Origin of the sequence: Vibrio sp. R78045, assembly GCF_042466085.1 — a bacterium.
GTDB classification, from domain to species: Bacteria; Pseudomonadota; Gammaproteobacteria; order Enterobacterales; family Vibrionaceae; genus Vibrio; species Vibrio cyclitrophicus.
The window spans coordinates 26,751-51,600 of record NZ_JAXHBS010000010.1; the positions used below are offsets into that span (position 1 = coordinate 26,751).

Sequence of the window (24,850 nt, forward strand, 5' to 3'; positions counted from 1 at the left end):
TATCTTTGGTGGAACTATTGTGTTAATACATTTACCATTAAGTGATGAAAAGAAATGGTTATGGGTGATTTGTGTTTTTTAAAAAGAAAAAAAATAGAACAAGAAATAGATATTAATCAAGATTTTATTGATTCGCTGTACGATTCTCTTTCTGTCATTGAGTTTACGCCTAAAGGGGAAGTTTTAAATGCCAGTGATTTGTTTTTATCCTGTGTTGGATACCAAAAGCAAGAAATCATAGGCAAGCATCACTCTCTATTTTGTTCAGAAAAAATAGTGTCATCACCACAATACTCACAATTTTGGGTCGGTTTAGCTTCAGGAAAAAAACAGGGTGGAGTTTTCGCCCGACTTGATAAATTTGGAAAAGAAATATTCCTTGAGGCGGCTTATTTCCCGATATTCTCTGAAGGTAAAGTTATAAAAGTGGCTAAGGTTGCTTATGATGTTACCGAGCAACATGTAAGGAGCATTGAAGATGGTGATTTACTAAGTGCATTAGATCGAACGTTTGCAGTAATCACATTTTCAACTTCTGGAGAAGTTCTAAATGCAAATGAAGCATTCCTGAATGCTTTAGGTTATTCAAGCGATGAAGTCATGAGCAAGCATCATAAAATGTTTTGTTTTGATGAGTTCTACCAAGAAAATCCTAGTTTTTGGAGAGACTTGCAAGGTGGGCGAGCATTTAGTGGGCGTTTTTTAAGAAAATCAAAGCTAGGCGACAGGATTTGGATACAGGCATCTTACAACCCAATATTCAATGATAAAAATGAAGTGTATAAAGTGGTTAAGTTCGCTACTGATATTACGCATGATGTTCTTCAAGAGGAGGCTTCAAAAGATGCCATATCGATTGCTTACACGACAGCCGTTGAAACTGAACAAGTAGCAACTGATGGTAAGGGGTCAATAAACCAAGCTCAAGAACAATCATTAGGTGTGGTTCAACAAGTGGAAAGCTCCGTAGAACTAATAAATAAGCTCAATGAACTCTCAACTAAAATTGAAAATATAGTCCAAGTTATTGGCAGCATTGCTGATCAAACGAACTTACTAGCTTTAAATGCAGCAATAGAAGCAGCAAGAGCTGGTGAATATGGACGTGGTTTTGCTGTTGTGGCTGATGAGGTTAGGGTTTTAGCTTCCAAGACATCTGGATCAACGGGTGAGATAAGTCGAGTTGTCTCTGAGAATGTCATGCTGACGAATCAAATCTCCGAATCAATGGGGAAAATTAGAGTATCTTCAATAGATACAAATGAACAACTTTACTCCGTATCTTCTGTGATAGATGAGATACAGAGAGGTGCAGAGGATGTAGCTAAAAATATGTCCAATTTAACGTAACGTCACTTAGTGCGCACCTATACAAATACCTTTGCTAGTGCGATGCTACTCATCGCATTAGCACTTCACAAGTAAATTTGCCATACCTGTAGTTATTGATGGTTTGCTAATTTAGAGAAAGCGCTGGCACATTTTTGTCCAAAAACGTGTTTCAGATGATTGGCTTCAAGTGTGATCACCAAGCGATTCTGTCGTACCTTAATTACCAAGTAACATGACGCAATAAGAGATGGCCTAAGAAACAGTCTTCAACATTCAGCCCTTATAAATACCGTCTCTGACTTCAGTAAGGTAGCATTCTCGTCGAAATATTGGGTCATTGTGGGCTTATCTCTCGTGATAAATAAGCCCTACAGGCCTGGCTATGATAAGTAGGCCATTGTTTGAGTAAAAGAAACTAGCGCTTAATCAAAAAATCATCAATGGATTGACCCGCATCTAATTTCGTTTGAATGACCGAAGGTGTGCGACCTTGCCCTGTCCATGTTTTTTCAGTGCCGCTCTCATCAGTGTATTGGTATTTCGCGGGTCTTGATTGACGAATTTTTTTTGTTTTTGGCTGTCCAGAGAGCGCGGCCAGTAAGTCCTCTACCCCTATTCCACTCTCTGACATTTGTTTTGCCATTTCAGCCACTTTGGCCTCTTTTTCTGCGCGCGCTTCACGTTCAGCTTCTTCGCTTTCCTGGCGTTCCAGATACACGGTTGTTAATTTATCCAGTGCGTCTTCAAGCTGCTCAAAAGTTAATTCTCGAGAGAATGCTCGCAAAGTGCGAATGTTCAGTAATGTTTTAATCATTGGGTTCATGTTAAGCCTATTTATTGTTGAGTTTTTATATGACTAAGCGGCTGCATATATAATGCTTGTCGAAGTGTGTGTCAAAATTCATTTGAAAGTAGTGATGCTTTGTTAACTGGGTCTCATATAAAAGCTGAGATGGCACAGAGGGGGAGAAATAAAGAGGTCATTGTCCAACAACGCGCTTATCACTCACTTTTGGGGGAGGAAATGCGATGCAAGAGTAAGTGAATCACTTCATGATCATCCACATGCTCGATTTCTACGCGATAGACACCTTGGGCTTGCACGGCCTCAATCAGCGCTTTGAGGCGCGTCGTTTTGACAGTCATCACCAAGGGGTTGATTTGGTTATTGTCTTTATCAAACCCTTCTTCAATTTCTGACTGGGTCATGTACAAGATCTCCTCCTCGCTCGCTTTGTCGGGATGGTCGATCTCGGAAGGAAATTGGTGCTGCTCATTGAGGTCTGTCAGCATGAGATAGAGTTCATCCGCCTGTGACAATCGAGCCTGATACTCAAGGTTCAGTTGATTAACCGTCCACAACTTTTGCTCAAGATTGCCTCTGGTTTGGCGACCAATACTGAGCATGGTTTTTAGGTCGTTTTTGCACACAGAGAATTGAGCCTGCTTTACTTTCGGTTTGAGGTATTTCACCAAGAAGGCATTGCGTTTCTTGACCGTCCAAAACCCGCCTTGCTGACTCATAGTGCAATAGAGCGTCAGCAGTGAATGGGTAACCAGCTCATCCAGAGCTAGGTAGTGTTTTAAATTTTGACTCATCAAAGCGCTCTGTTTATCCAATCAGTCGCACAGTGTATCAAATCCCCAATGAAAATCATGGCGTAAGCACAGCCTTTCCTTTGAATGGCAGTGAACACGTTCATTTCACCACTTTACCTTCAACGCCAACTCTTAAATAAGGAGCGACGATGCGTACCCGTAAGAAAAGTAACCATTTTACCCGAGGTGGCCAAGTCACCTTCCATTCCATTCGAATGTTCTTTCAAGTCAACAACACCCTCATCAAGTTCATTGGTTTTGGGATGTTATTGGCTACCCTCGCACTAACACTGTGGCAAGCTCCGCGTCACGCCTTTTGGGGGGAGTTCTATTACTGGCGGAACATTTTATACGCTAAGTTCGGCAAACCATTAGACAGCTTGGTGACCACAGTGTGGGATGGTGAGCGCTACCAGTCCACGCTCGCGTCTCAGCTTGAAAATGTCGTGCTTCTCGATATTCACGCCGAGGTGTGGCGAAACTTCCAAGTCTATTACCTCATTTCGATGTTGGTCGGATTCTTCATCTTTTATCTGCTGCAGCGTTTTTTCAAAGAGCAAGGCGAGAAACAGAGTGAAGACTTTCATGTGCGTGGTTTTCGCCTGGTTGAGCCACAAGTCTTAACCAAGATGCAAATTAAGCGCGCTAAAGTGAACCGTAAACGCGGTTATGGCGATGGCACCATTTCTAAATTTAAGATTGATGGCCATGCGCTGCTCAAACAATCGTTTGAGGTGCAACATCTGCTCATCGATGGCACCACGGGCGCGGGTAAATCAGTGATGATCCGCAAACTGGTGCGATGGATACGAGCGCGTGGCGACAAAGCCATCATTTACGACAAAGGGTGTGTGTTCACCAGTAAGTTTTATCGCCCTGAGACCGACGTCATATTGAATCCGTTTGATGCTCGATGCGCGAATTGGGACGTGTGGTGCGACGCGAAAGACGCCCCTGACTTTGAGAACATGGCGGCGGCCCTCATCCCACAACACGGCGATGGTGATCCATTTTGGGTTGACTCAGCGCGCACCATTTTTTCATCGACCGCCTTTCGCATGAGCCAGGACAATAAATCCGCGACGACCGCACGCCTATTGAGTTTAATTTTGACCAGTGAGCTTGAAGCGTTGGGTAATTTTCTTGAAGGCACCGAGGCGGCCGCCCTGGCATCGAAGGACATCAAGAAAACCGCGATTTCCATCAAATCGGTGTTGGCCACCTACATGAAAAGCATGCGTTTTTTAGACGGTCTTGATGATGAGCATCGAGACCAAGCGCTGCAGAAGAAGTTTTCTATTACAGACTGGGTGCAAGACGATAAGCAGACCGGGTTTTTGTTCTTATCGAGTAACGCGCAGCAGCATGCGTCACTTAGGCCGCTCATCTCCATGTGGTTGGCTATCGCGTCCAACGCCATTTTAGGATTAGAAGCCGATGAAGACCGCCGCATTTGGGTCTTGATGGATGAAATGCCCAGCCTTCACAAACTGCCAGAATTGGGGTCCATCATAGCCGAAGTGCGAAAATTTGGCGGGTGCTACTTAATTGGTATCCAATCGTACGCGCAGTTGGTGAAAACCTATGGCAAGAACGCCGCCGATGAGATGTTTGATTTGTTGAACACGCGCTTTTTCTTTCGTGCTCCTTCCGCACAAATGGCGCAAATCTCTTCCAAAGACTTGGGGGAGCAAGAAGTCGATATTTCTAAAGAAAACGTGTCGTACGGTGCGAACACGCTGCGTGATGGCGTGTCATTGGGCCATCAAACGGTCACAAGACCGGTGGTCTCGCCGAGTGAGATCCAAGCTTTGGATGATTTGCAGTGTTACCTACGCACGCCAGGTGTCGATCTCATCACTAAACTGGATTTGGAGTTCGATGTCATGAAAGACATCTGCCCTTCTTTCAACAAACGTAGCGTGACATTGTCACAGCCTATGCAGGAGGCCTATGCCCAAGCCACCTACTACGAAAGCGTCGCACCGAGCCTTCACCTATCTAAAGAAGAGCAGCAACCCCTTCTCGACCTACAACAAGCCAAGTTCGATTCAAAAGAAGAGATGCTCAACGAGGCAAGCCAAATGAAAGAAGCGATGCAAAGTGACACCGTGCAAGCGATGGTCGAGTCAAAGGCTCAAGACAATCACGAGTACCAGGAGCAAGCGCAACGCACCATTGAAGAGCAAGCCATCTCGCCGGAAATAGAGATGGAAGCGGGCGATATGGTTGAATAGCGCACCAAATAGTCGATAGCCACACAAGACAGAAATAGGTCATTGCATCCCAAGTCTATTAGATATTTTCATGTTATCGAGTTTGTCTAGATTCATCGTGTCAAAAAGTGCACTGACTCAATCTTAGTCACCACTAAACATTTAGTTATAGTGCACTAGAAACGTACATAGAGCCTTATCATCTCGAATCATCACTATTCAAATCCTTGCAATGGCAAGGCTTTGTAATTCCGTCTCCCGTTATTACCACCGCTCAGTTTTGCTGCTAGCGGCGATTGCGTTGCACAAGGAAAATACTCATGCTTTCTATTAGCCCATTGAAATCCGCTTCTGGCGCTGCCAAATATTACCTCAGCGAAGAAAAACCCAAAGACCTACCTGACGTCTCTTTAGAAAAAGACGCGGGCGATAACGACTACCTCAAGGAGCAAGACCAGGAAGAAAACACCTTCTGGCATGGCAAGCTGGCCATCGAAGCGGGACTGGCGGGTAAACCCGTAGAGCAAGCCACCCTAGAATCGGTGCTCTCTGGCAATCTAGGTAGTGAAACCATTAAAGGGAAACGAGAAAAACACAAATCGGGCTTCGACCTGACCTTTTCTGCACCTAAAACCGTCAGCGTTCTTGCGCTTGTAAGTGGCGACCATCGACTTATTGAAGCGCACAATAACGCAGTGAAGTTCGCCTTAACAGAACTAGAAAAAGACGTGGCACAATTCACTACCATCAACAAAGAGGGAGCACGCGAGTTTCACAACACCGACTCGATGATATTCGCAGTCGTGCGCCATAAGACCAGCCGTGAAAACGACCCACAGGTCCACTCTCACGCGCTAGCCGCTAACATGACGCGCGATCAAGAAGGAAAACTTCGCACGCTTGCATCCAGCCTAAAACAAAAAGGGGGCGTGATTAACGGCACTGGCGAGCGCATTTACAACTTCCAAAAATACTACGGGATCTTGTACCAGAGCCAATTAGCTAAAGAGGCAGAAACCCTCGGTTATTCCACGCGAGGCGTCGGCAACGGTCAGTTCGAAATCAGCGGTGTCCCTCAGCCTATTCTTGATGTGTCGTCCACTCGCAAACAACAAATTGACCAACGCACACTCGATTTAGGCTTTGACTCTCGCGCGGCGCGAGATGTCGCAACCCTCGATACTCGTAAAAGCAAAACCTACCAGAGCAGTGACAGCCTCAACAAACAGTGGCAAAGCACCGTAAAAGAGCAAGGGTATGACCCCGCAGAGCTTGTCACCATGGCGCAACAAGTGAAAGAAGCGCAAAACACCCCACCACTTGGTGAAACCCAAGCCGCCATCAGCAGAGCCATTGACCATCTAGGGCAATACAGCACCGCGTTACACCTAGAAAAAATCATTGAACTCACCGCCTCAGAGTTCACCAAAGGCGGCGTGCAACTCAACGCCCTTGATATCAAAAAAGTCGCGGATGAAATGATTAAACAAGGCGACTTGATAGGACTCAGTCAAAAAGGGCAATACACCACCAAAGGCTTAATTGATAACGAGAAAGCGCTTATCGACAGCACCCAAGGTCGGGCGCATCACATGCGCACCCACGTTGAATCGAACACGCTCAACAAGCTCGCTATCCCTGAAAACCAGCAGCGTATACTGACCGACCTGTACCACTCCACCAAACAGTTCCATGTGGTCAATGTACACGGCTCATCACAGGGTATTGCGCAGCAGCTACTCAATGTAGGCAATCACAGCGGTAAACGTGTCCAATTGGTCTCTCAAAGCGTGAAAGCCAAGACTGAGGGCATGGAGAGCGTCCAGCGCAAGAGCCAAACTCTCAGCGCCTGGGTCGGTCAGCTCTTTTCAGCAGAGCAGCGCCACACCACCCACAGCTTATTGCAAAGCGATACGCCGCTGACCAATAAAGATGTCTTGCTCATCGATGACGCCAATAAGATGAGCGCCAATGAATTGTTGGCCCTCACCGATAAAGCCAAACAATCGAGCAGTAAAGTGGTGATGCTTAACCGCGTATCAAGCCGTCAGGGATTTAAAGCCAATAACGCTATCTCGCTGTATCAAAAAGGCAATGTGGAGAGTCATTCTTGGGTTGGCAAGCGAGCCAGCAACACCAACGTAAAACTGCATGACAATGATACCTATAGGATAGCGCGGGTGTACGCCGATCTCCCCGATAAAGCCAACACGCAAGTGATTGCCACTTCCAGCGTCGAGCAGCGGCGGTTAACCGAAGCGATACGGGGCCAACTGAAAAATACCGGCGCCCTCGCCAGACACGAAACCACCCTATTCACTCAAACCCCTCACCACCTCTCTAAAGCGCAACAACCCCTCGTCCAACACTACAAACCCGGCATGACACTCACCCATTGGGAGAAAAACAAACCTCAGAGTTTTGTCATCGCCAGTATCGACAAAGAGAGCAACACTATGACCGCACTCAGCAAACGCGATGGACAATCACACACCTTTGACCCGTCCAGTCGCGCCTTTAAGCACATGAAGATGCAAATCAATAAACCGCAAAGTCTCAATATCGCCCAAGGCGAACGCCTTCAAACGCTAGGAAAACACTTCCCTGCTGGCTTGGACGCGAACCAAAGCTACCTTGTCACTCACCTTGACAAAGAAAGCCTCACGCTTGAGAGCAAAGGGGAAACGCAGCGCGTCAACTTAGAGAGCCTAAAAGACGCGCCGCTGCAATACGACTACGTTCACGGCGCCCACCATATTGAGCCAAAAGCCCATACCTTGCTGTCAGGCAAAGCGTTTACCCTATCTAAGCCCCTGATAAACGACCTGACTGAAAAAACAGAGCGCCTTGATATCTTCACCGACAAACCAGACAAAGCCCAAAGCGCACTTGAAAAAGAGCAGCTCTCCCCGTCAGCCATTGAGCGTGTACTGCAGACGCAAAACGTCAACGACCGCTACCTAAACGACGCCACCCAAGATTTACTAAAGCAGGATGTCAGTCAGGCGCTGTCAGCACTGGCCAAATCGCAAAACGCCCCACTCATCGAAAAAGCGGTCAGCTTTGCCCTGAACCACCTCTCAGAGCGAGAAGCGGCGTTTAGCCAAAAAGCCTTAGTGGTGGAAGCGGTGCGTTACGCCTTTGAAGAAGCCGGTGGCTCTATTACCAAAGAGCAGGTTGAAACAGAGCTGACTAAGCGAAGCGACACCCTTTCTGCAGAGTACAGTGACGGCACACGCTGGACGACGCAAGCCGCGCTGGAGACTGAAAAGCGCATCTTGCAAAATATCACTGAGGGTAAAGACCAACATCAACCTTTTGCAACGCCTAAGCAGGTGCAAGACTTTCTCGATACCAAGCCTCGCCTAACCCAAGGGCAAAAGGACGCCATCACCCTCATCTCAACCACCAAAGACAGCTTTGTGGCCATCCAAGGGTTAGCCGGTACAGGTAAGTCCACCATGCTTGAATCGAACATTGAACTTATCCAGTTAGTCAAAGAAGCCAGCCAGCAACCAGAGCAAAGTGTCATCGGTCTTGCGCCCACACACGCAGCGGTAGCAGAGCTCGAAAGCAAAGGCGTGAAAGCGCAAACCCTGGAAAGTTTGCTCTCTGACATCCGACAAGGAAACCGCGATGCCAGCGACTACCAACACACCTTGTTCTTTCTCGATGAAAGCTCCATGGTCAGCAACAAGCAAGCCGATGAGTTCACAAAGCTGGTCAATGACAGTCAGTCCAAAACAGCCAAATTGGGCGATAAAGAGCAGCTTTTATCGCTCAGTGCCGGCAAACCCTTTGAGCTGGCCATAAGCCAAGGCCGCATCGATACCGCTTACATGACCGACATCATCCGTCAGCAAAACGATAATCTACTTAATGCGGCGCAAAACACCATTGATAAGCAGCCACAGAGCGCCCTGGATAAACTCCAGCAGCAAGCCCCTGATACTCAAGGTAACAGTCAACATGTCATTTCTACGCTGAATGAAAACGACAAAGACCGACGCAGAGCGCAGCTCACCGCCACAGAGAAGCTGCCTTATGTGGTCGCCAAAGACTATTTAGAGCGCACCCCCGAAACGCGAGACAACACACTGATTATCGCGTACACCAACCAGGAGCGAGACACCATCACCGAACACATCCGTGTCGGTTTGATGAAAAAGAGTGAATTAGGCAAAGAGAACGTCATCGCAACGAGGCTACGCTCAATCGGCGCGACGGGGGAAGAGCTCACCACCATGATGCCGTATCAAAAAGGCTTGATACTGAGCACCAAGCCCGGTGAGTTCGCGGCAATCACTCACGTAGATTCTGAGCATGGCGTAGTAACACTTCAAGACGCAAGTACAGGTAAGACAAGGCCGTTCTTACCGCGTAACCGTGATCACCGTTTCACCACCCTGTTCTCTACGTCAGAAAAGCCACTTTCAACCGGCGATAAAATCATCACCCGTTTTACCGATAAAGAGCGCGGCATTAAAGCCAACGTGGAGTACCGCATCACGCAAGCGAATACAGACCGTGTTATCGCTCAATCTAAGACAGGACAAACACTCAACCTTAACCCTAATGCGCTTAAAGACGGGCACTGGGACTACGCCTACAGTCGAACCGCAGACATGGCGCAAGGGTCCACCTATCAACACGTCATTAGCGCGATACAAAGCAAAGGCGCACTGACCAACTTAAGACGCGCCGGTATCGATGTGACTCGTGCCAGTCAGCACATTCGGCTCTATACCGACAACACCAAACAACTGGTCAAAAGCTGGCTTTCTAAAGAGAGCCATAAAGCCAGTGCGATAGAAACCCTTAACCAAATCCCACCCAAAGACACCACTTACTTTAACCGTAATGCCCTCCCTCATGAGGACGTCCGATTCCAAAATAAAAGCGGTGACTTTGACTACAACACATTTAAGGAGCACATCAATACGCAACTACCCAAATACACCGAAAGCCTCGCCATTCAGTTATTAGGCCAGCCGAATCAATCCAAATCAGACCGGGATTATTTAACCTTTGGCATTGGTAAATCGGCGATTAAAGTCACCTTAACTGGAGAGCATCGAGGGTATTTTAAAGACTACACCACAGGCGAAAAAGGCGCATTGATTAACCTAATCATGAGTCATAAGGAAATGAATTATAAAGCCGCGATGAATGAAGCGCACAAGATGCTCAATGAGCCAGATAAATATCAATTGGAGGAAAACAATAAACACGACAAATTACTGAGCACCACCCCAAGGCATATTGCGCAGTTTGAAGAAAGGGCTAAAGATTATATCAATCAAAGCTTACCGATGGATAACACGCTGGCCCAAACGTACTTAAACAAGCTCGGTGTCAATAACATTGAAAATAACCAGGTTAAGTTCCACCCAGCGGTCTATTCATCCGAAGATAGATCTCTTCATCCTGCGATGTTAACCAACATCCACAATAAAGAAGGTGAAACTAAAGCCATTGAAGTGACCTATTTAGACACTCAAGGAAATAAAGACACCTCCCTAGACATTAATCCAAGAACCCTAGGCACAAAGTCCAAACAATTAACCCAATTCCATCAAGGAGAGAATTTAAACACCACCATCATCAGTACCTCAATTGAACACTCGTTTTTAATTCGAGACCAAACCCAAGGGCAGATTGACATTATCAATGTCAATCATAAGAACGACATTCAAAACATCTCCACCGATGAACTGAGACAGAACATCATTATTGTATTAAATCACGGCAACCACGATTTAAACCCGAACAACATTGAGAAAATCGTCGAGAACTTTAATGGACGAGACATTCAATTCATGTCAGACGATAATCTTAAAGAGGACATTAAATCGTGCATTGGCAAATTAGAGCGAGATAACAGCGCACATAACGTAGAATTAAGTGAGCCACATATTTCTCATCAAGAGAGCGAATTAGATACCCTCAACTACAATGAGAAAAAAGAAACCGACAGCCAATCGCTCGACCACTTTGAACCAAAAGAATATTCACCTCAGCAAGAGATGGCATTGAATCACTCAGAGAAAGAGAGCCATTGGGAAGACAGAGAAATCGACAGAGAGTTAGAGCGATAATATAAGGGTAGCCACTGGCTACCCTTTTTTTTCGCCTTCAAGATACTCGTCGACACTTTTATCAACCAAAGCGGTGTTGGATTTTCTTTGCTCAATCGAATCCGCTTTATTCTTATAATATCCCTCCCCATCAAAGCTATGTGCCAAATTTAAATTTAGCACGCCTTGTACCTGCCTAACTCTACGATACGTTTCTTCCATCAACTCACGGTTCGACGGCCGCTCATCGTCACTGTCATTCAGTTTGATGCGCAACGCCAAGGTAAAAAGCTGACGAGTTGCCTCGGCATCACTTAACTTTTCTCTGTCTCTGAATTTCTTAAAATCTTGCTCTAGCTTCCCTCGAAGGGAGCTTTGTAAAGGGTAAGAACGTGACATAATTTAGCTTTTTCTCCTCAATGAATGTCAATGAAGCCCACCTTTAAACCTCAATGAAATCCAATAATTTCTCAATGTAAACCCATTGTACTTAGTTTCAAAAAAACCGCCACAACCTTACTGCTAAAGGGTTAAATAACAATTCAATTAAATCTCATTGAATTTAGATTTAAATCACCACAATCCCTTACACAGAAAGGCGTAAATGATAATTCAATGTGATTACATATTTTTACACTGGGATTTTAGCGGCTAATTAGTTGAGATTTTGAAAATTTTTTCACGCTCTACTTTGCCTCCAATACCAACCGTAAGCTATTGTTTTTATTGTCTTTATATTTCTCACAGACAACCATTCACATTGAAATCAATGTGCCGTGGTGTGTGGCGGTAAACTGAAAGCGCAGGGGCACTAAATAAATTATTTTTCTTTGGTTCGTATTTTCGCTAAGAGGTTGAATTATCCATAAAAAAAGCCCCTATTGAAAGGGGATGGGGTGTATATTTGACCACACTACTTTTGAATTAACGTCCAATTTTCTTCTTACAGGGGCACTTTGTTACGAAAAACGCACGCGAAAAAAGTATTGTCAGATGTAAAATAGTTTGTTCGATTCCAATAAAGTTTGATCACTTTTTGGCTTTAAATCCGTAATTAGCTAGGCACGAGTTATCTAATTTCTGCCCCTTTATTGCTTAGTGCAAAAGCTCAAACGCATTCTGTTCATATATATTTGACCAATCAAATATAATCCGAAAGCCCATTAGCAACAGGGTAACCGCATGACTCTGTATGAAAACGTTCACGACCTCACCCTAACATTAACATCATTCGGTACAAGTAATGAACTAACAACCTGTGTAAAAACAATTACTAAGTAGTATCAGATTGTAACTAAATGATTTATAGTGTTTTATTTGAACGATTACATACAGTTCCTACTGTTTTTTCATATCTTCTAAGTGAGTACATCAATGAATAATAGGCTTCAAAGTAGTTGGCAAATCAAGACGGTACCAGTTTCAACAGTTAATGATGACAAATTATCCCATGATGTCATTTCTGAATTATTAGACGAAAAAATTGATAGCCTATTTAAAGAAGATAATATCCCTAGCTGTATATGTTTGAACGGAGAATACGGTAGTGGTAAGTCAACCATTACAAATTTGTTATTTGAAAGGTGGAACGGCTCTACAAATAAAAAAGTCATTCATTTCAACATTTGGCGACATGAAAAAGAAAATACATACTACGCTTTGTTTCGAAACGTTTTTTATGCGTTAACAAACAAAAGAAATCGAGATTTTAGAGACAAAAAGTTCTTAGAAACATTGGTATATGAAAATGAAATTTCATCATTGGATGAAAAGTTTAGTGATTTAGTGTATTCAAGTTTTACCAAAAAAGAAGTTAATCAAAAAAAACTCGATGAAGGAATTGCAAGTTTTATCAAAGAACTTCCTAAGTACACAACGCTATTAACTTTGGGGGTTATAAAAACCATTCTATACGGCAGTCTTATTGTCGGAGTTTTAGCTGGCATAATTGATTTCGCAATAGAACAAAATATTATCAGTAATTTTATATTTGCGGTGAAAGCATTTCTAATATCACTAACTTCAACATCCTTAATTTCAGCATTATCAAAGAATATTTTTAAAAGCTTGCCTACACTTTTTAAATTTCATATCACCCCATCAGAGAGAACAATTTCACTCCCTTCCATCTCTAATACAGAGCAGTTACAGTCAGTTTTCAGAAATATTTTAAGTGAACACAATGGGAATCCAGAGTGTCAAAAATTAGTTATTGTTATTGAAGATGTTGATAGGAAACATAATGATGAAATTATTGATACTTTAAATGAATTACGAACGTTTATTGACTTAGGTAAAGCTATATTCATTATTCCATGTGATTTAAATAATATTCAACGCGCATTTTATGAATCTGCAATTGATAAATCAGAAGGAATAGATGAAAAAGAAGTTCAATGGAAAGCAAAGGATTTTTGTTCAAAAATATTCTCACATACTATAAGTGTTCCACCACAAAGTCAGTTAGATCTGAGAGAGTTTTTGATTGCAAAAATAAATAATGAAAGTGAATGTCACCCATTAAAAAATCTTTTTAAAGACTCTGGTGAACTAGATTCATTAATTGATATTTTACTTGCCAGCTCAATAAAGACTCCTCGTGAAGCGATCAATATATTCAACCGTTTTACTTTGCAACTTGAGCATGCTTTGAAATTAGAAAAAAAAGAAAGGAGATTAAGGGTAGGCACTATTTCTAAAAATATATTGCCATATGCCCGAGTGTACATGTTATCTATCTATTATGGATTGGAAAAAAACCTCCTAAAGTTCCCTGAACTTCCAACTTGGATTGTTAATCACTTTAGAACAAGAACAAATCACTTTGAGTTAGTCGCCCCAGAAGCAACATCTATTGACTTAGGTGAAAACATTCCAAAATATGCACACCAATACTTTAAAGGATTAATTAAAAGTGGTGTTATTAATTTAGAAGTTGAGGAGTTTGTCAGTCGAACAGAAATTTATGACTCTTCATTAATTAAAGCTTTTATTTATTTGGACGAATTATCTTACAGTGGTGTGGTAGGTAATGAAATTTATAACAAAGTGTCAAACGCTTTAAAAACTAGAAATATGATATTGTTAAATGATTTTATTAATAACGAGAAGGGGGAGATATCTGAAGTTATTAGTAAAATCACAGACAACTTAAGTTATAGTTCTGATTTTACTACATATATCCCAAGCCTTGTGGAATTGGTTTCATCAATTTCTCCTCTCCATCAAAGAAAAATAGTGAACTTTATTATTGAGCACTTTGACAGGATTAATCCAAAAACCTTATATTCTTTTGATTCTGAAGTGATAGATATAGTTTTTTCTATAGCGAGTTCTAACAACCGTAAAGCAAAAAGTCGATACTTTGATGTTTTAAGTAAAGATAAAGAATCAATAAGTGATTATTGTTCACCAGATAAGTTATTTGAAATTGTTATGATGTTAATTAAAAACATAGATAAACATCCCAATTATGTAGATGCAGCAACTATCGGCTTACTCAACACTTTTGTTAACATCCCTACTGCTGACGAAGATAATGAGGTCTTACAGCGTGATGGATACATTAAAGCCTTAAAAACCCTTGATAAAAAAACAATTACCACTCTATTTTCACCAAAAATATTACTAAGGTTTACAGATGATTTGCATAAGTATTTAGCTTACAGTAGTGATGCAGAAAGTGCAGAAAACGGAATTGAAGAATTAATTTCAATATTTATTGAAATAGATAAACCCACAACCATTTCAGCTATTACAAGTTTGCCACTCTTTGATAATGAAGAATTACAGGTTTGGTTTATACACTTAGTTAAAAAACATCAAGAATATTTTAAAGAAAAAAATAATTTACTAAACGTTTCTAGATTAATTAAAGAAACAATATTTGACAAATATTTAACTGAAGAAGAATTTACGGGTAATAAGGAGTTACTCTTCAATGCAATTACTCAATTTGCTCAATTAGATACATATGCGCTTAATACTTTTGAGTCTAAAAATACAGATGAATTTATGAGTTTGTTAAAGTTGTATAAAGAATGTATAGGGACTGGCACTGCGAGCGTAGAGTTTTTAGAATTCATTTTCGACTTTATTTATACACACGAAACAGTTGCAAACTATACTTTTACTACTCAATTATTTGATTCGTTCACCTCATTCCTTAAAGCTAATTTGATTAATCAGCCTATTACTTCGGATGAATTTGAGAAAAGTAAGGCACTCGCTAACTTTATAGTTAGAGGGGATTTAATTAAGAAGAATGCCGATAGTTCATCAGAGTTAATGCATTTTTTATTGATGCAAATGCAGACTCATATTAATCAAAATCAGGCTAACACTGAGATTTCATCGGCACTATTTGAATTCATAAAAATCCTAAACGGAGTAGATAATGATAGCAGCAAACTTGCAAGTTGGATTGAAAGCTCAGGTCTTAAGTTAGCAGTTAATAACGTTCAATTAACACACTATCTAGATTATTTAAACATAATTGACTTGGTGAAACATGATCTATCAGAAGAATACCTCACTCAAATGACATCAGTATTCTATTCATTAGTTAATACATACCCTGGTAATGAAGCATATGTTTTACTACCGTGGCAATGGCTTGATAAAATATCCTCAATTGATAACTCACTACCTACCTTTAAAACGACGATTGCTAAATATATTTTCACTAACATGGCACACAAAGAGAGCTATTTTAAAGGGAGCTATCAATTAAATATTGTTAACATTTTAGCTAATCTATCACCTTATGAAGTAGATTCTGAACAAAAATCATATAACGATTTTTTACTTTATTCTGTAGAGGAATATCCAGAACTGATTAATATTTTAGCAGACAACGTGACATTTTTTGAAAACTCCGATATGTATAAAGCTATAGCCATCATTTCAGAGTCTGAACAATGGGAATTGATATTAAATAAAATCAACGATGATACAAGTAAATACGACTCATTTATCGAATATTTAATAGTTGAACAGCAAGATAAAACCTTAATTAGCAAAGCACATGGTAAAATGTCTTCATTCCTTAATTGGAGCAATATAAGTAAGCGTTCTGTAAAACGTATTGCAGAAAGTCTTGATTTTGCTAAAGCGTCTTTCATTAACTCTTTGGACAATAACATTGTTTGCAATTTCAACATCATTGACATTGAAGGTGAGTTTGAAATATTGATAACGGAACTATTGAAAGATAACATGGATAATAAAATTCTTGCACTTAATTTAATTGACAAGTTTAAATTACAAATAAACAAAACGTCCTCGCTTTTTAATGTTATAAAAGCTAACTTTGTAGATGTTTGTGATATCAATACAAACATTGATACATTGCAATTATTAAAAGAATGGTTGAAGAAGAATAACCTCACTAGAGATTCTAGAATTAACATCAAATTGAGAGAGCTTCAAAAGTTAGCCGATGGCAAAAAGGAAAGACAAATAACTATGCTGATTAAGTATTAAAACACTGTTTAAAGGAATATGTAGTGATACGGTGGAAATGGTCTGCTAGAAATATATTGGAAGATACTGCGGTTTAGATTACAAAAGGACGGGGGGAATCCTCCCCCCGATTTGAATCTAAATTGTAGTAAATTAAATTTGTTACTACACTTAATAACTAAGAACAGACATGAATTTTGTTATGGAATTGGCCCTATTTTTGAATATGAGGGTCAAATTAACAGAGCTAACCATTTAGGGCTTGCACTATAATTCAGTTACTTTTTCTAATCTGAGTTAGCTGGATTCGAGTAATTAATCTAGCTCGTTTCTGTCCAAAAACAATTTAGACTATTTAATCTAACCAATTACTGCCCCATTATCATTTAGAACAGATACTCATTCACATCTTATTCATGAGCTTTTCCCCTATTAAAAGTTATCAATTATTCCAATGCTGTTTGTTGTAAATACCGTGTTGTATCACGGGGGTAAATTCGACCTATCTATCAACACTTACGCAACTCTGCCCTAGTTGCAAGCTTGCGCGCTAGTTTTCCCCTGAATTCAAGCTAAAGAGCGGAATTCTATAATTTAGGCTAAACCATTTCATTTTTAGATATAAGTCATTGTTCGTAATATCAAATTTCTAGTAGAATCCCATGAATAGAAAGAACCTCTTCACACTTGAATATATAAATTTTCTTTCTAACAATTGTTGTCCTTTATTTAAATCTGAGGTGAATTTGTCGAAACTTAAAATGACACTACTTGAAAACTCAAAGAGTTTTTTTATTGAGTCGATATCGAAAGCTGTAAAGGCAGAAAAATCAGAGGAACATTGGAAGTTTGCAATTTTACTGTTGGTACAAGCTATTGAAACCTGTTTAAAGGAACGCTTGAGGCGGACTCAAGATGTATTGATTTACTCAAACATTGATAAACCTAGGAATACTGTAGATCTGTGGCTTGCGATTAGTCGCTTAGAAAACATATCAAAAGTTAAATTAGACGCTTCTGACTTTTCAGCCATAAAAACCGCATCAGATTTAAGGAACAAAATTGTTCATTTTGAATTCAATTTGTCAATCGAACAGATAAAATCAAACTTTGTTACGCTAGTTGGCTTTTATACCGAGTTCTGCCAAAAACACTTGGATGAAGACATAATTTCTCATCTGCCTTTTCCTTTAGCTCACGAAATAATGAAACTCGATAATTATGTCGATGAACTGGAACAAAGAGCAAAATCTCGTATAAAAAATGAAGGAATTAACACCGACAAAGTCTGGGAATGTAATGCATGTAAAAAAGACTCATTCGTTATCGAAGGTTCCATTGATACTTGTTATGTCTGTGGCTATTACGAACCTACTGTTGAGTGTGAAAATTGTTCAGAACTAGAGCTTGAAAGCGAAATGCAAAGCGTAGATTTTGGAAATATGAAAGGTCTTGAAAACTGGAAATGTTTTTGTAGAAGCTGCTATGACAAATTAGAGACAGAAAACCCATATGAGTCTTATTTTTAATAGTGCAAGGAGTTCGTCATGAAGTTAAGTGATGTTTTTTTACAAAAAGCGATATCTGATAAGTTTGATTCTAAACTACAATTTGAAATTTTAGGTACAAGTGACGTCGAAAAAATAGCTAAACGAGAGCCTGAAATTTTATTCGAAATTGGTGCCCAGGCATGGATGACATACGTCGAATCGAAAGCCAAAGTGAACCCGAAAAAACTTAGTTCACTCTTTGATTCAAAATCGCCATTTCTCTACCAAAAAGTTGAAAAAGAAATAAAGCGTAAGGTAATCCAAGATATAGCTTTCTGTTATGCCAATATCCAAGATCCTACGATAGATGCGCGGGACTTTATCCAATTACTACTGTGTCGTATGTATCCCAACGACCTGTTCATAGCGGATGTTTGTTTTTATGACCCTTATAAACCAGTCCCGCCACAGGATAGAGAATATGCTCTACAGTACTTCAGATCTTTAGGGTTGTTCGAGGAACACCTAAAATCAATAAAATCTTACTGCAAAGAGCATAGTATTAGTAAAATCACCCTAACGACCTCTTCGAATGAACAGATACCCTACTTCGAGCGACATGGTTTTAAAATTGAAAGTTCAGATTATGCTAAAACCGCGTTAGAAAATGGGCATGGAGTTCCAATGCACATTAAGTTAATAAACCCTTAGAGACGATTAATTAATTCATATAGTTAGTTGTGGTAATATCCAATCAAGCACTTATAACTTCACTATATTTGGTGACACTATCGTGATAGCAATAGAAACAATAACTAGAAAAATGGCACAAGGAAGAACGAACCCATACTTGTGCGAGGGTGATGATGGTAATCAATATGTAGTAAAAGGCAGCAGCGCAACATGTGCAGGGCTTGTAAAGGAATGGATTGTTGCTCATTTAGCAAAACACTTTGACCTACCTATCCCTGACTTTAAGATTGCTTGGCTTGACGATGAACTTGTTGCGTTCGGCACGTTTGAACCTGAATTTTGACTCGTGGCACTTTCTAACTCGAAAGAGCCCCAAGATTGTTTAGTGCTTTTACTCATTCATATCCTGTTTATGGGGTTTTGCCCTACTAGAAGTTATCCATTCTTCTAATGTTGTTCATCGTAAATCCCCGTGTTGTATCACGGGGGTAAATTCGACATAGTTATGAGTGTTAAATGGCCTGTCCTTGAAGCTATTTAAAATAGCAGCTCAATTTTAGCATTCCACATACACTTAAACTGCTATTCGTTTTTCACTAAGTCGTCTAGCATCGAAGAAGTTAGAACCGCCGGTTAGATCGCTATAGATAGCATCCCTCAAAGATTGAATCTCTTCGCGGATTACTCCGAGTGCTGTAATCTTAGAATCATTATCAAAAATGACTCTTGACTCATCTGGCACTTTTTGAGACTCGATCAACATTGGACTTTCGATGAACTGGTCTAGCTTAGTCAACAAACGGTCTACTAATAATAAAGGTGTATACGAACTACATATCAACAAGTCATCCATACAGTACACAATGCTAACTAGGTCGAAACTCGAGAGTTTTTTGGCTTGTGCATTTTTTGCATCAGGCATGTCAGCGACTAAATTTTTCAACAACCTCACAAGCTTTTTGAGGTTACCACCGTAAAATGCATCCTTTTTTTCAACTAAATCCATATGCTTAAAAGGAGAATTTCCTATTAATTTATGATTTTTCTTATCATAAATTTCTACTCCACGGTCAACCTCATCCTGAGACTCTTGATACGCGATACTATCGAACCAGCAAGCAGGTACAATATCTACCTTTCGCTGTAAGCTACCGCCTTCCATAGCTATACTCTTAGCGTTGCCGCAATCAACATCTACTGCCGGGTACTTGTTAGTTAATCGCTCTTCGCATAGTAAACGTAACTCCTTCAAGATATCTTCCATAGGTCTAGAATCACTAGCTGGGAAGTAACTAGCCTTTGGGCTTTTCGGAGTTTGTACCAATACAACAGGCATTGTAATCATAAGCATGTCTACATCCGAATGCCCTTTAATATGTATATTAAGAGGAACCGAACCTTGCATTCTTGATGTTACTGTTTTTCCGTCATTCTCCAGTAAGCCAGTCAAAGTATCAGCAACTCTTTCACCTTCTCGTCTAGATATTTTTGTGTATTCAGGGTCGACTTGGCTCATAGCTCCGATTGTATATTTTATTGGAGCGCTCTCCACTAAGGACTCGTAGCTTTCCCCTAGATGCTGAAGACTATCGAATGTCGCTTTGCTCGACTCCGCACCAAGAGTTTTCAACACATCGTCAGAATAGTTGCCATGACGTCGTTCTTTCAGCTTAGTTAGGCGGTTTTCAAAATTAATCATTTATACAACCTTTTTTGTAAGATACATTTTGCCAAAAGTACGACGGCCACTACTATTGAAATAGCTAGCGGTAGCCGTTTTTGCTGCTTCATCAAATGTAATTTCACAGTAACCGCCATGACCTTTAAGTTCATGATGTTCGCCAGTTTTCGGGAAATTTTTATAGCTATAGTGTAAAACGCTACCACCAGTAGTTTTGGTACACTTCTCTAGGGTCGCTGTATAACTTTCACTTTTACTTTGTGATGTTTCTTGTGTAATGGATATTTTTTCCCATTTTTGAGCAATATCCAATTCACCATTCCAATGAAATCTAACATTATCTTCATGATTACTTTGGTTTTCGCCTTCGCGTAAACTTTCACCTACGACTGTCCAAACACCTTGAATGTTTGGAATCTCAAACCATTTTAGCTTCCAAAGCGTTCGGTTAAAGAACCAGTGAAAACCCAAATAAATGACAGCAGCAGTAATACCAGCTCCCGCATACATAGCATTGCCTGTCCAAGTAGAAACAGCCACTAAAGCAGAAGTAATGGTGCTTGATAAAACCATAGAGCCAATACCTAAGTAACGGCCTATGTTAGCTCTTGAGTGATTAAAAATTGCATAGTCATGCATCATGTTGCACCTCCTTATCCATGATTAAATGAGGGCTATATGTCAGCTATTCAATAGTGCATAGAAAATAAAACCCTACTATTTCATGGTTTTATTGATATTTTGCAAAAAAAAAGCCGAACTCAATGAGTCCGGCTCTTATTTCTCCTTGATATGACCAAAAAGGAGGATTGGTTAAACCAACAAACAAGGTATTTCTTTGTTCCAATCGATGGCACTTTATCAGTAAGAATCTTTGCTTTTGAGTGACTGTTGATTTGACTTAGAACTAGCCCGAATAAATCCACACTTTTCTAATACTACTTTTTGATATTTGCTATCGCCCTTGCAAGCCCTAACAAATACGTAGAAGTCTTGATTTCTAATTCAGACTGTATTCCCAAAAGAGCAATTCCAGCTAATTTTTGTTGTGGCCTCACTACTTGGCCTGTCGGCAGTTCCATGTTGTCATATAACATTTTGAACTGTTCCCAGTCTTCACTAACGCTGAGTTCCGACCTTTGGCCATTCGCATAAGCCTTTTACACTCTGGCGGGATTGGATTTCCCTCATCCCAACCTGTGACTGTTCTCACAGTTTTAAAACACAGTTCAGCGGCCTCTTCCTTCGTCATTTGGCACTCTAGCTCTCGAAAAATGTAATTCTTACCCATTTCGCGATACTTCAATTATAAAAACTCTAAATACAAGAGGTTGCACTGATTTTATAAGATATGCACCATTAAACATAATCAGACAAAATTCGCACTGTACAAAGGCGTATTAATTGGCAAATTTGCCTTATAAAAAGTTATTCATGAATTGCTAATATTAGGTTTCCTGAAACTCATTTTTTTCCAAAAATAATTTTCAACACCTAAGCCACCTAACACCAATTAGGCAGCTTATAGTGTTTACTCGCTCATTATTTACCAAGATAAAAAATCGAGTTCATTTCTAATGTCCCTTATCTGCTCGTCGGTCACTATGTTGGATGCTTTCGGTTTTGGCTTGGCTTTAAGATCTCTGGATTTACGCTTCTTAACCTTAGAATGACTTTCTCTTTCTACGGTTATGATTTCAGTGATAACGTCCCCTACTCTCTCTGCGGATTCAGAGACTTGCGCATCATCTACATGTGTATAACGAAGCGTGGATGAAATGCGTGCGTGACCTAATAACTTCGACACCATAGGAATAGGATACCCTTCTAATACTGCATAACTGGCAAAAGTATGACGCAAGTCGTGAATACGGACATCTTCGATATTCGCTAAAGCTCTCACCTGTTGCCATATCACCCCGACCTTAGTTGCACGACTCACAAAACGACGCAAAGGAGCAAAAACATCATCGTGGGTCTCACTATGTTTCGACCAAGCTTGCTTTGGGATATCTAAAAGAAGTTGTTGCGCCTCCTTACCAACATACACCACCTTCGCCCCCGTCTTACTGTCTGGTAAGTACCACTCATTGCCTTTAATAAAAGACCATTTCAAGCCTGTTACCTCCGAAATACGACAACCTGTAAGCAAAATCAAGCTTAATACCTGACAACAACACGCTTCCATGTCTCCTTGTTGGCTAACCACCATCAACGCCTTATGGAATCGTGCCAACTCATCCAAACTCAAAAAACGATTGAGCTTCTTTTTTCTGTTTTGCTGGATACCATCACAAGGGTTATTCATGCAGTAGCCCTGCTTAACCGCATATTTGAAGATAGAGCGAAGCACATCAAGATTACGATTTGCAGCCCCTGCGTAACTCTGACTAAGCTCATCAAACCAACGGTGTACATGACACGAATCAATACGGCCAACGGGATAACGACCAAACTCTGGTAACAAATGTTTTCTTAAGGCACTTAACGCTCCCACTTGCGTATTGGGTTTCCATTCCTTTAAGACCATCTCCGTCCATTCTTCTTTCACTAACGCATCAAAACGGATTAACCGTATAGGTTTTGCCTCTTTTTCTAAAAAAGAGCTCTGCAAAGCTTGTACGTGGTCTCTGGCTTGCTTTAAGGTGAATTGCCCCACTGCCGCTAACGTCTTATTGGGAATGGGTAAATAAGTCACATAGAAACGACGACCATCCGCATACACCCGAACCCCTAACGCAGGATTATTGGTATCCCACACTGTATACGTGCGAGCTTTGGCGTTAAGTGATTGAACCACCTTCGATGAGAATAACAGTGATTTCATGAGCGCATCCCCTTCACTAGCACACTCGCCACATGCGTGGCCGCCTGACACACATCTTCACGCCCTAAATGCGCATACTTCAAGGTAGTTTCCGTTTCCGCATGCCCTAAAAGGTGACTTAATACGACTAAATTCACCTTCGACTGAATAGCAAGGCTCGCATAGGTATGACGTAAATCATGCAAGCGTACCCCTTCCAACCCTGCTAACTGGCGAACTTTCCTCCAGAATTCAGTCAACTGGTTTATCGATATGGGTTGAGTGTTGCAAGGAGCCGGAAACAGGTAATCACTCTCTGATTGCCATGCGTCAAGGTAAGCCCTGACTTGTGTGCAAAGGTACACTGTTTTCGCCCCCGTTTTACTGTCTAATAAATGCCAGTGACGACCTCTGTACTCTTTCCATTGCAAGGTTCTGACTTCCGATGAGCGACAACCTGTATATATTAAAAGTCGAATAATCATAACCTTATCTGGATTATCTTTCTCTAACGAGTCTAAGATCCCCCATAATTGGCGTAATTCGTCTTTATCAAGGTAGCGTTCGACTGCTCCGGCTTTATAACGTTTGAAACCACGGCAAGGATTGGTATTTTTAGGACGATAACCCCACGTTTCACATTGCTGCATCATGACCGACATCAAGACTAACGCTTGGTTAGCTGAGCCTTTCACATGACTTAACTGAGCAAACCACCGCTCTACTTCGTTTCGATCAATGGATTTCACCTCCTTACCTCCAAGGTAAGGAGCGATATGAAGACGAAAAGCACTTTCGTTTTTTTTCAAAGTACGAGGCTTCCAGTGACGTGGATAACGCTTAAAAAACTCTTGTCCGAATGCTTGCACCGTTATTGTGGGTAATATTTCTATTGTCGGACTTCGAACTTGATGAACAAGCTGCAAGGCTTTGCGTCTTGCTTGGCGCAGTGAGCACTCTAACGCACAGCCTATCTTAGAATTCTTTCTCAATCCGTCACTCTGAAAACGAACAAAAAAAACTCGCCTTCCTGATGGGTAGACTCGTAAATACAGTGTAGACACCTTGCTATCATAGTATTCTTGTGTGATCGACGTCGGCTTTACACGCTCGATAAATCGCTGAGTAAGCGGCATTTCTTTCATTTTTAGCTCCTGTTTACAGGGGCATTTTTGAACAAAAAAACGTGATCAAAAATGCCACAGCATGAAAAAAGCGAAAAACTTAACACCTTAACTATCAGTTATTTACAACAGACAACCATTCAAATCGAACCTCGATTTGGCGTGGTGTGTGGTCACCAACTCAACTAACCAACAACTCAGAACGAATGATCTGAGTTCCTTAATCAAAGCGACGGGAAAAACTGACCGCGAAAGACAAAAGCCGACCAGGTGGCGAATGAATCTGACGAACGAGGGATGCGGGGGATCTGGAAATTGAAGGAAGAAAGCGAGAGGAAAAGCTAAAGACCTTGCACCGTTATGGTGCAA

Annotated in this window: 14 protein-coding genes and 1 pseudogene; 7 read left to right on the plus strand and 8 right to left on the minus strand. The window is 41.0% G+C overall.

What is annotated here, in order from left to right; all coding sequences use genetic code 11:
- The first annotated feature begins 60 nt into the window (after positions 1-60).
- The gene (locus SJY39_RS08870; RefSeq protein WP_390241827.1) at positions 61-1,350 is read left to right on the plus strand and encodes a methyl-accepting chemotaxis protein; all 1,290 of its coding nucleotides are present in this window, start codon (positions 61-63) and stop codon (positions 1,348-1,350) included.
- A gap of 397 nt (positions 1,351-1,747) precedes the next feature.
- On the opposite strand, the gene SJY39_RS08875 is transcribed toward SJY39_RS08870, so the two are convergent.
- Together SJY39_RS08875 and SJY39_RS08880 are read right to left on the minus strand one after the other, a co-directional pair.
- A complete protein-coding gene (locus SJY39_RS08875) occupies positions 1,748-2,155 on the minus strand; it encodes an H-NS family nucleoid-associated regulatory protein (RefSeq protein WP_390241829.1) in 408 nt (135 codons plus the stop codon).
- A gap of 179 nt (positions 2,156-2,334) precedes the next feature.
- Entirely contained in the window at positions 2,335-2,931 is a 597-nt protein-coding gene (locus SJY39_RS08880) for a DUF2913 family protein (RefSeq protein WP_390241831.1), read from the minus strand.
- Between the two features lie 149 nt (positions 2,932-3,080).
- Here SJY39_RS08880 and traD point away from each other — a divergent pair, with 149 nt between their 5' ends.
- The gene (gene traD / locus SJY39_RS08885; protein WP_390241833.1) at positions 3,081-5,168 is read left to right on the plus strand and encodes a type IV conjugative transfer system coupling protein TraD; all 2,088 of its coding nucleotides are present in this window, start codon (positions 3,081-3,083) and stop codon (positions 5,166-5,168) included.
- 299 nt (positions 5,169-5,467) lie between these two features.
- The gene (traI, locus tag SJY39_RS08890) at positions 5,468-11,245 is read left to right on the plus strand and encodes a conjugative transfer relaxase/helicase TraI (protein ID WP_390241834.1); all 5,778 of its coding nucleotides are present in this window, start codon (positions 5,468-5,470) and stop codon (positions 11,243-11,245) included.
- Positions 11,246-11,263: 18 nt separating this feature from the next.
- On the opposite strand, the gene SJY39_RS08895 is transcribed toward traI, so the two are convergent.
- The gene (locus SJY39_RS08895; protein WP_016790675.1) at positions 11,264-11,623 is read right to left on the minus strand and encodes a hypothetical protein; all 360 of its coding nucleotides are present in this window, start codon (positions 11,621-11,623) and stop codon (positions 11,264-11,266) included.
- A gap of 975 nt (positions 11,624-12,598) precedes the next feature.
- Here SJY39_RS08895 and SJY39_RS08900 point away from each other — a divergent pair.
- The 4 genes from SJY39_RS08900 (at position 12,599) to SJY39_RS08915 (ending at position 19,213) form a co-directional block, all read left to right on the plus strand.
- The gene (locus tag SJY39_RS08900; protein WP_390241835.1) at positions 12,599-16,708 is read left to right on the plus strand and encodes a P-loop NTPase fold protein; all 4,110 of its coding nucleotides are present in this window, start codon (positions 12,599-12,601) and stop codon (positions 16,706-16,708) included.
- A 641-nt stretch (positions 16,709-17,349) separates the two neighbouring features.
- Positions 17,350-18,216, plus strand: a complete 867-nt coding sequence (locus tag SJY39_RS08905) for a hypothetical protein (protein WP_390241836.1) — start codon at positions 17,350-17,352, stop codon at positions 18,214-18,216.
- An 18-nt stretch (positions 18,217-18,234) separates the two neighbouring features.
- Positions 18,235-18,888, plus strand: a complete 654-nt coding sequence (locus tag SJY39_RS08910) for a hypothetical protein (protein ID WP_390241837.1) — start codon at positions 18,235-18,237, stop codon at positions 18,886-18,888.
- An 82-nt stretch (positions 18,889-18,970) separates the two neighbouring features.
- Entirely contained in the window at positions 18,971-19,213 is a 243-nt protein-coding gene (locus SJY39_RS08915; RefSeq protein WP_390241838.1) for a HipA family kinase, read from the plus strand.
- 231 nt (positions 19,214-19,444) lie between these two features.
- Here the strand turns inward: SJY39_RS08915 and SJY39_RS08920 are convergent, their stop codons facing one another.
- The 5 genes and pseudogenes from SJY39_RS08920 to SJY39_RS08940 all read right to left on the minus strand — a co-directional run bounded on the left by SJY39_RS08920 (position 19,445) and on the right by SJY39_RS08940 (position 24,502).
- On the minus strand, positions 19,445-20,569 hold the full coding sequence (locus SJY39_RS08920) for a hypothetical protein (RefSeq protein WP_390241839.1): 1,125 nt from the start codon (positions 20,567-20,569) through the stop codon (positions 19,445-19,447).
- Positions 20,570-21,193 (minus strand): pancortin-3, encoded by a 624-nt coding sequence (locus SJY39_RS08925; protein WP_390241840.1) that lies wholly within the window; start codon positions 21,191-21,193, stop codon positions 20,570-20,572.
- 296 nt (positions 21,194-21,489) lie between these two features.
- Positions 21,490-21,857, minus strand: a pseudogene (locus SJY39_RS08930) (regulator).
- A 240-nt stretch (positions 21,858-22,097) separates the two neighbouring features.
- Complete coding sequence (locus SJY39_RS08935; protein ID WP_390241841.1) at positions 22,098-23,378, minus strand: tyrosine-type recombinase/integrase; 1,281 nt, start codon at positions 23,376-23,378, stop codon at positions 22,098-22,100.
- A complete protein-coding gene (locus SJY39_RS08940) occupies positions 23,375-24,502 on the minus strand; it encodes a tyrosine-type recombinase/integrase (RefSeq protein ID WP_390241842.1) in 1,128 nt (375 codons plus the stop codon). The genes SJY39_RS08935 and SJY39_RS08940 overlap by 4 nt, the downstream gene beginning before the upstream one ends.
- Positions 24,503-24,850: the final 348 nt, after the last annotated feature.

Excerpts from the sequence above, each read along its gene's own strand:
- SJY39_RS08905 (WP_390241836.1), top strand. The coding sequence starts at position 17,350 with ATGAATAGAAAGAACCTCTTCACACTTGAATATATAAATTTTCTTTCT.
- SJY39_RS08940 (WP_390241842.1), bottom strand. The coding sequence starts at position 24,502 with ATGAAAGAAATGCCGCTTACTCAGCGATTTATCGAGCGTGTAAAGCCG.
- SJY39_RS08920 (WP_390241839.1), bottom strand. The coding sequence starts at position 20,569 with ATGATTAATTTTGAAAACCGCCTAACTAAGCTGAAAGAACGACGTCAT.
- SJY39_RS08900 (WP_390241835.1), top strand. The coding sequence starts at position 12,599 with ATGAATAATAGGCTTCAAAGTAGTTGGCAAATCAAGACGGTACCAGTT.
- traD (WP_390241833.1), top strand. The coding sequence starts at position 3,081 with ATGCGTACCCGTAAGAAAAGTAACCATTTTACCCGAGGTGGCCAAGTC.
- SJY39_RS08910 (WP_390241837.1), top strand. The coding sequence starts at position 18,235 with ATGAAGTTAAGTGATGTTTTTTTACAAAAAGCGATATCTGATAAGTTT.
- SJY39_RS08895 (WP_016790675.1), bottom strand. The coding sequence starts at position 11,623 with ATGTCACGTTCTTACCCTTTACAAAGCTCCCTTCGAGGGAAGCTAGAG.
- SJY39_RS08875 (WP_390241829.1), bottom strand. The coding sequence starts at position 2,155 with ATGAACCCAATGATTAAAACATTACTGAACATTCGCACTTTGCGAGCA.
- traI (WP_390241834.1), top strand. The coding sequence starts at position 5,468 with ATGCTTTCTATTAGCCCATTGAAATCCGCTTCTGGCGCTGCCAAATAT.
- SJY39_RS08925 (WP_390241840.1), bottom strand. The coding sequence starts at position 21,193 with ATGATGCATGACTATGCAATTTTTAATCACTCAAGAGCTAACATAGGC.
- SJY39_RS08880 (WP_390241831.1), bottom strand. The coding sequence starts at position 2,931 with ATGAGTCAAAATTTAAAACACTACCTAGCTCTGGATGAGCTGGTTACC.
- SJY39_RS08870 (WP_390241827.1), top strand. The coding sequence starts at position 61 with ATGGGTGATTTGTGTTTTTTAAAAAGAAAAAAAATAGAACAAGAAATA.
- SJY39_RS08935 (WP_390241841.1), bottom strand. The coding sequence starts at position 23,378 with ATGAAATCACTGTTATTCTCATCGAAGGTGGTTCAATCACTTAACGCC.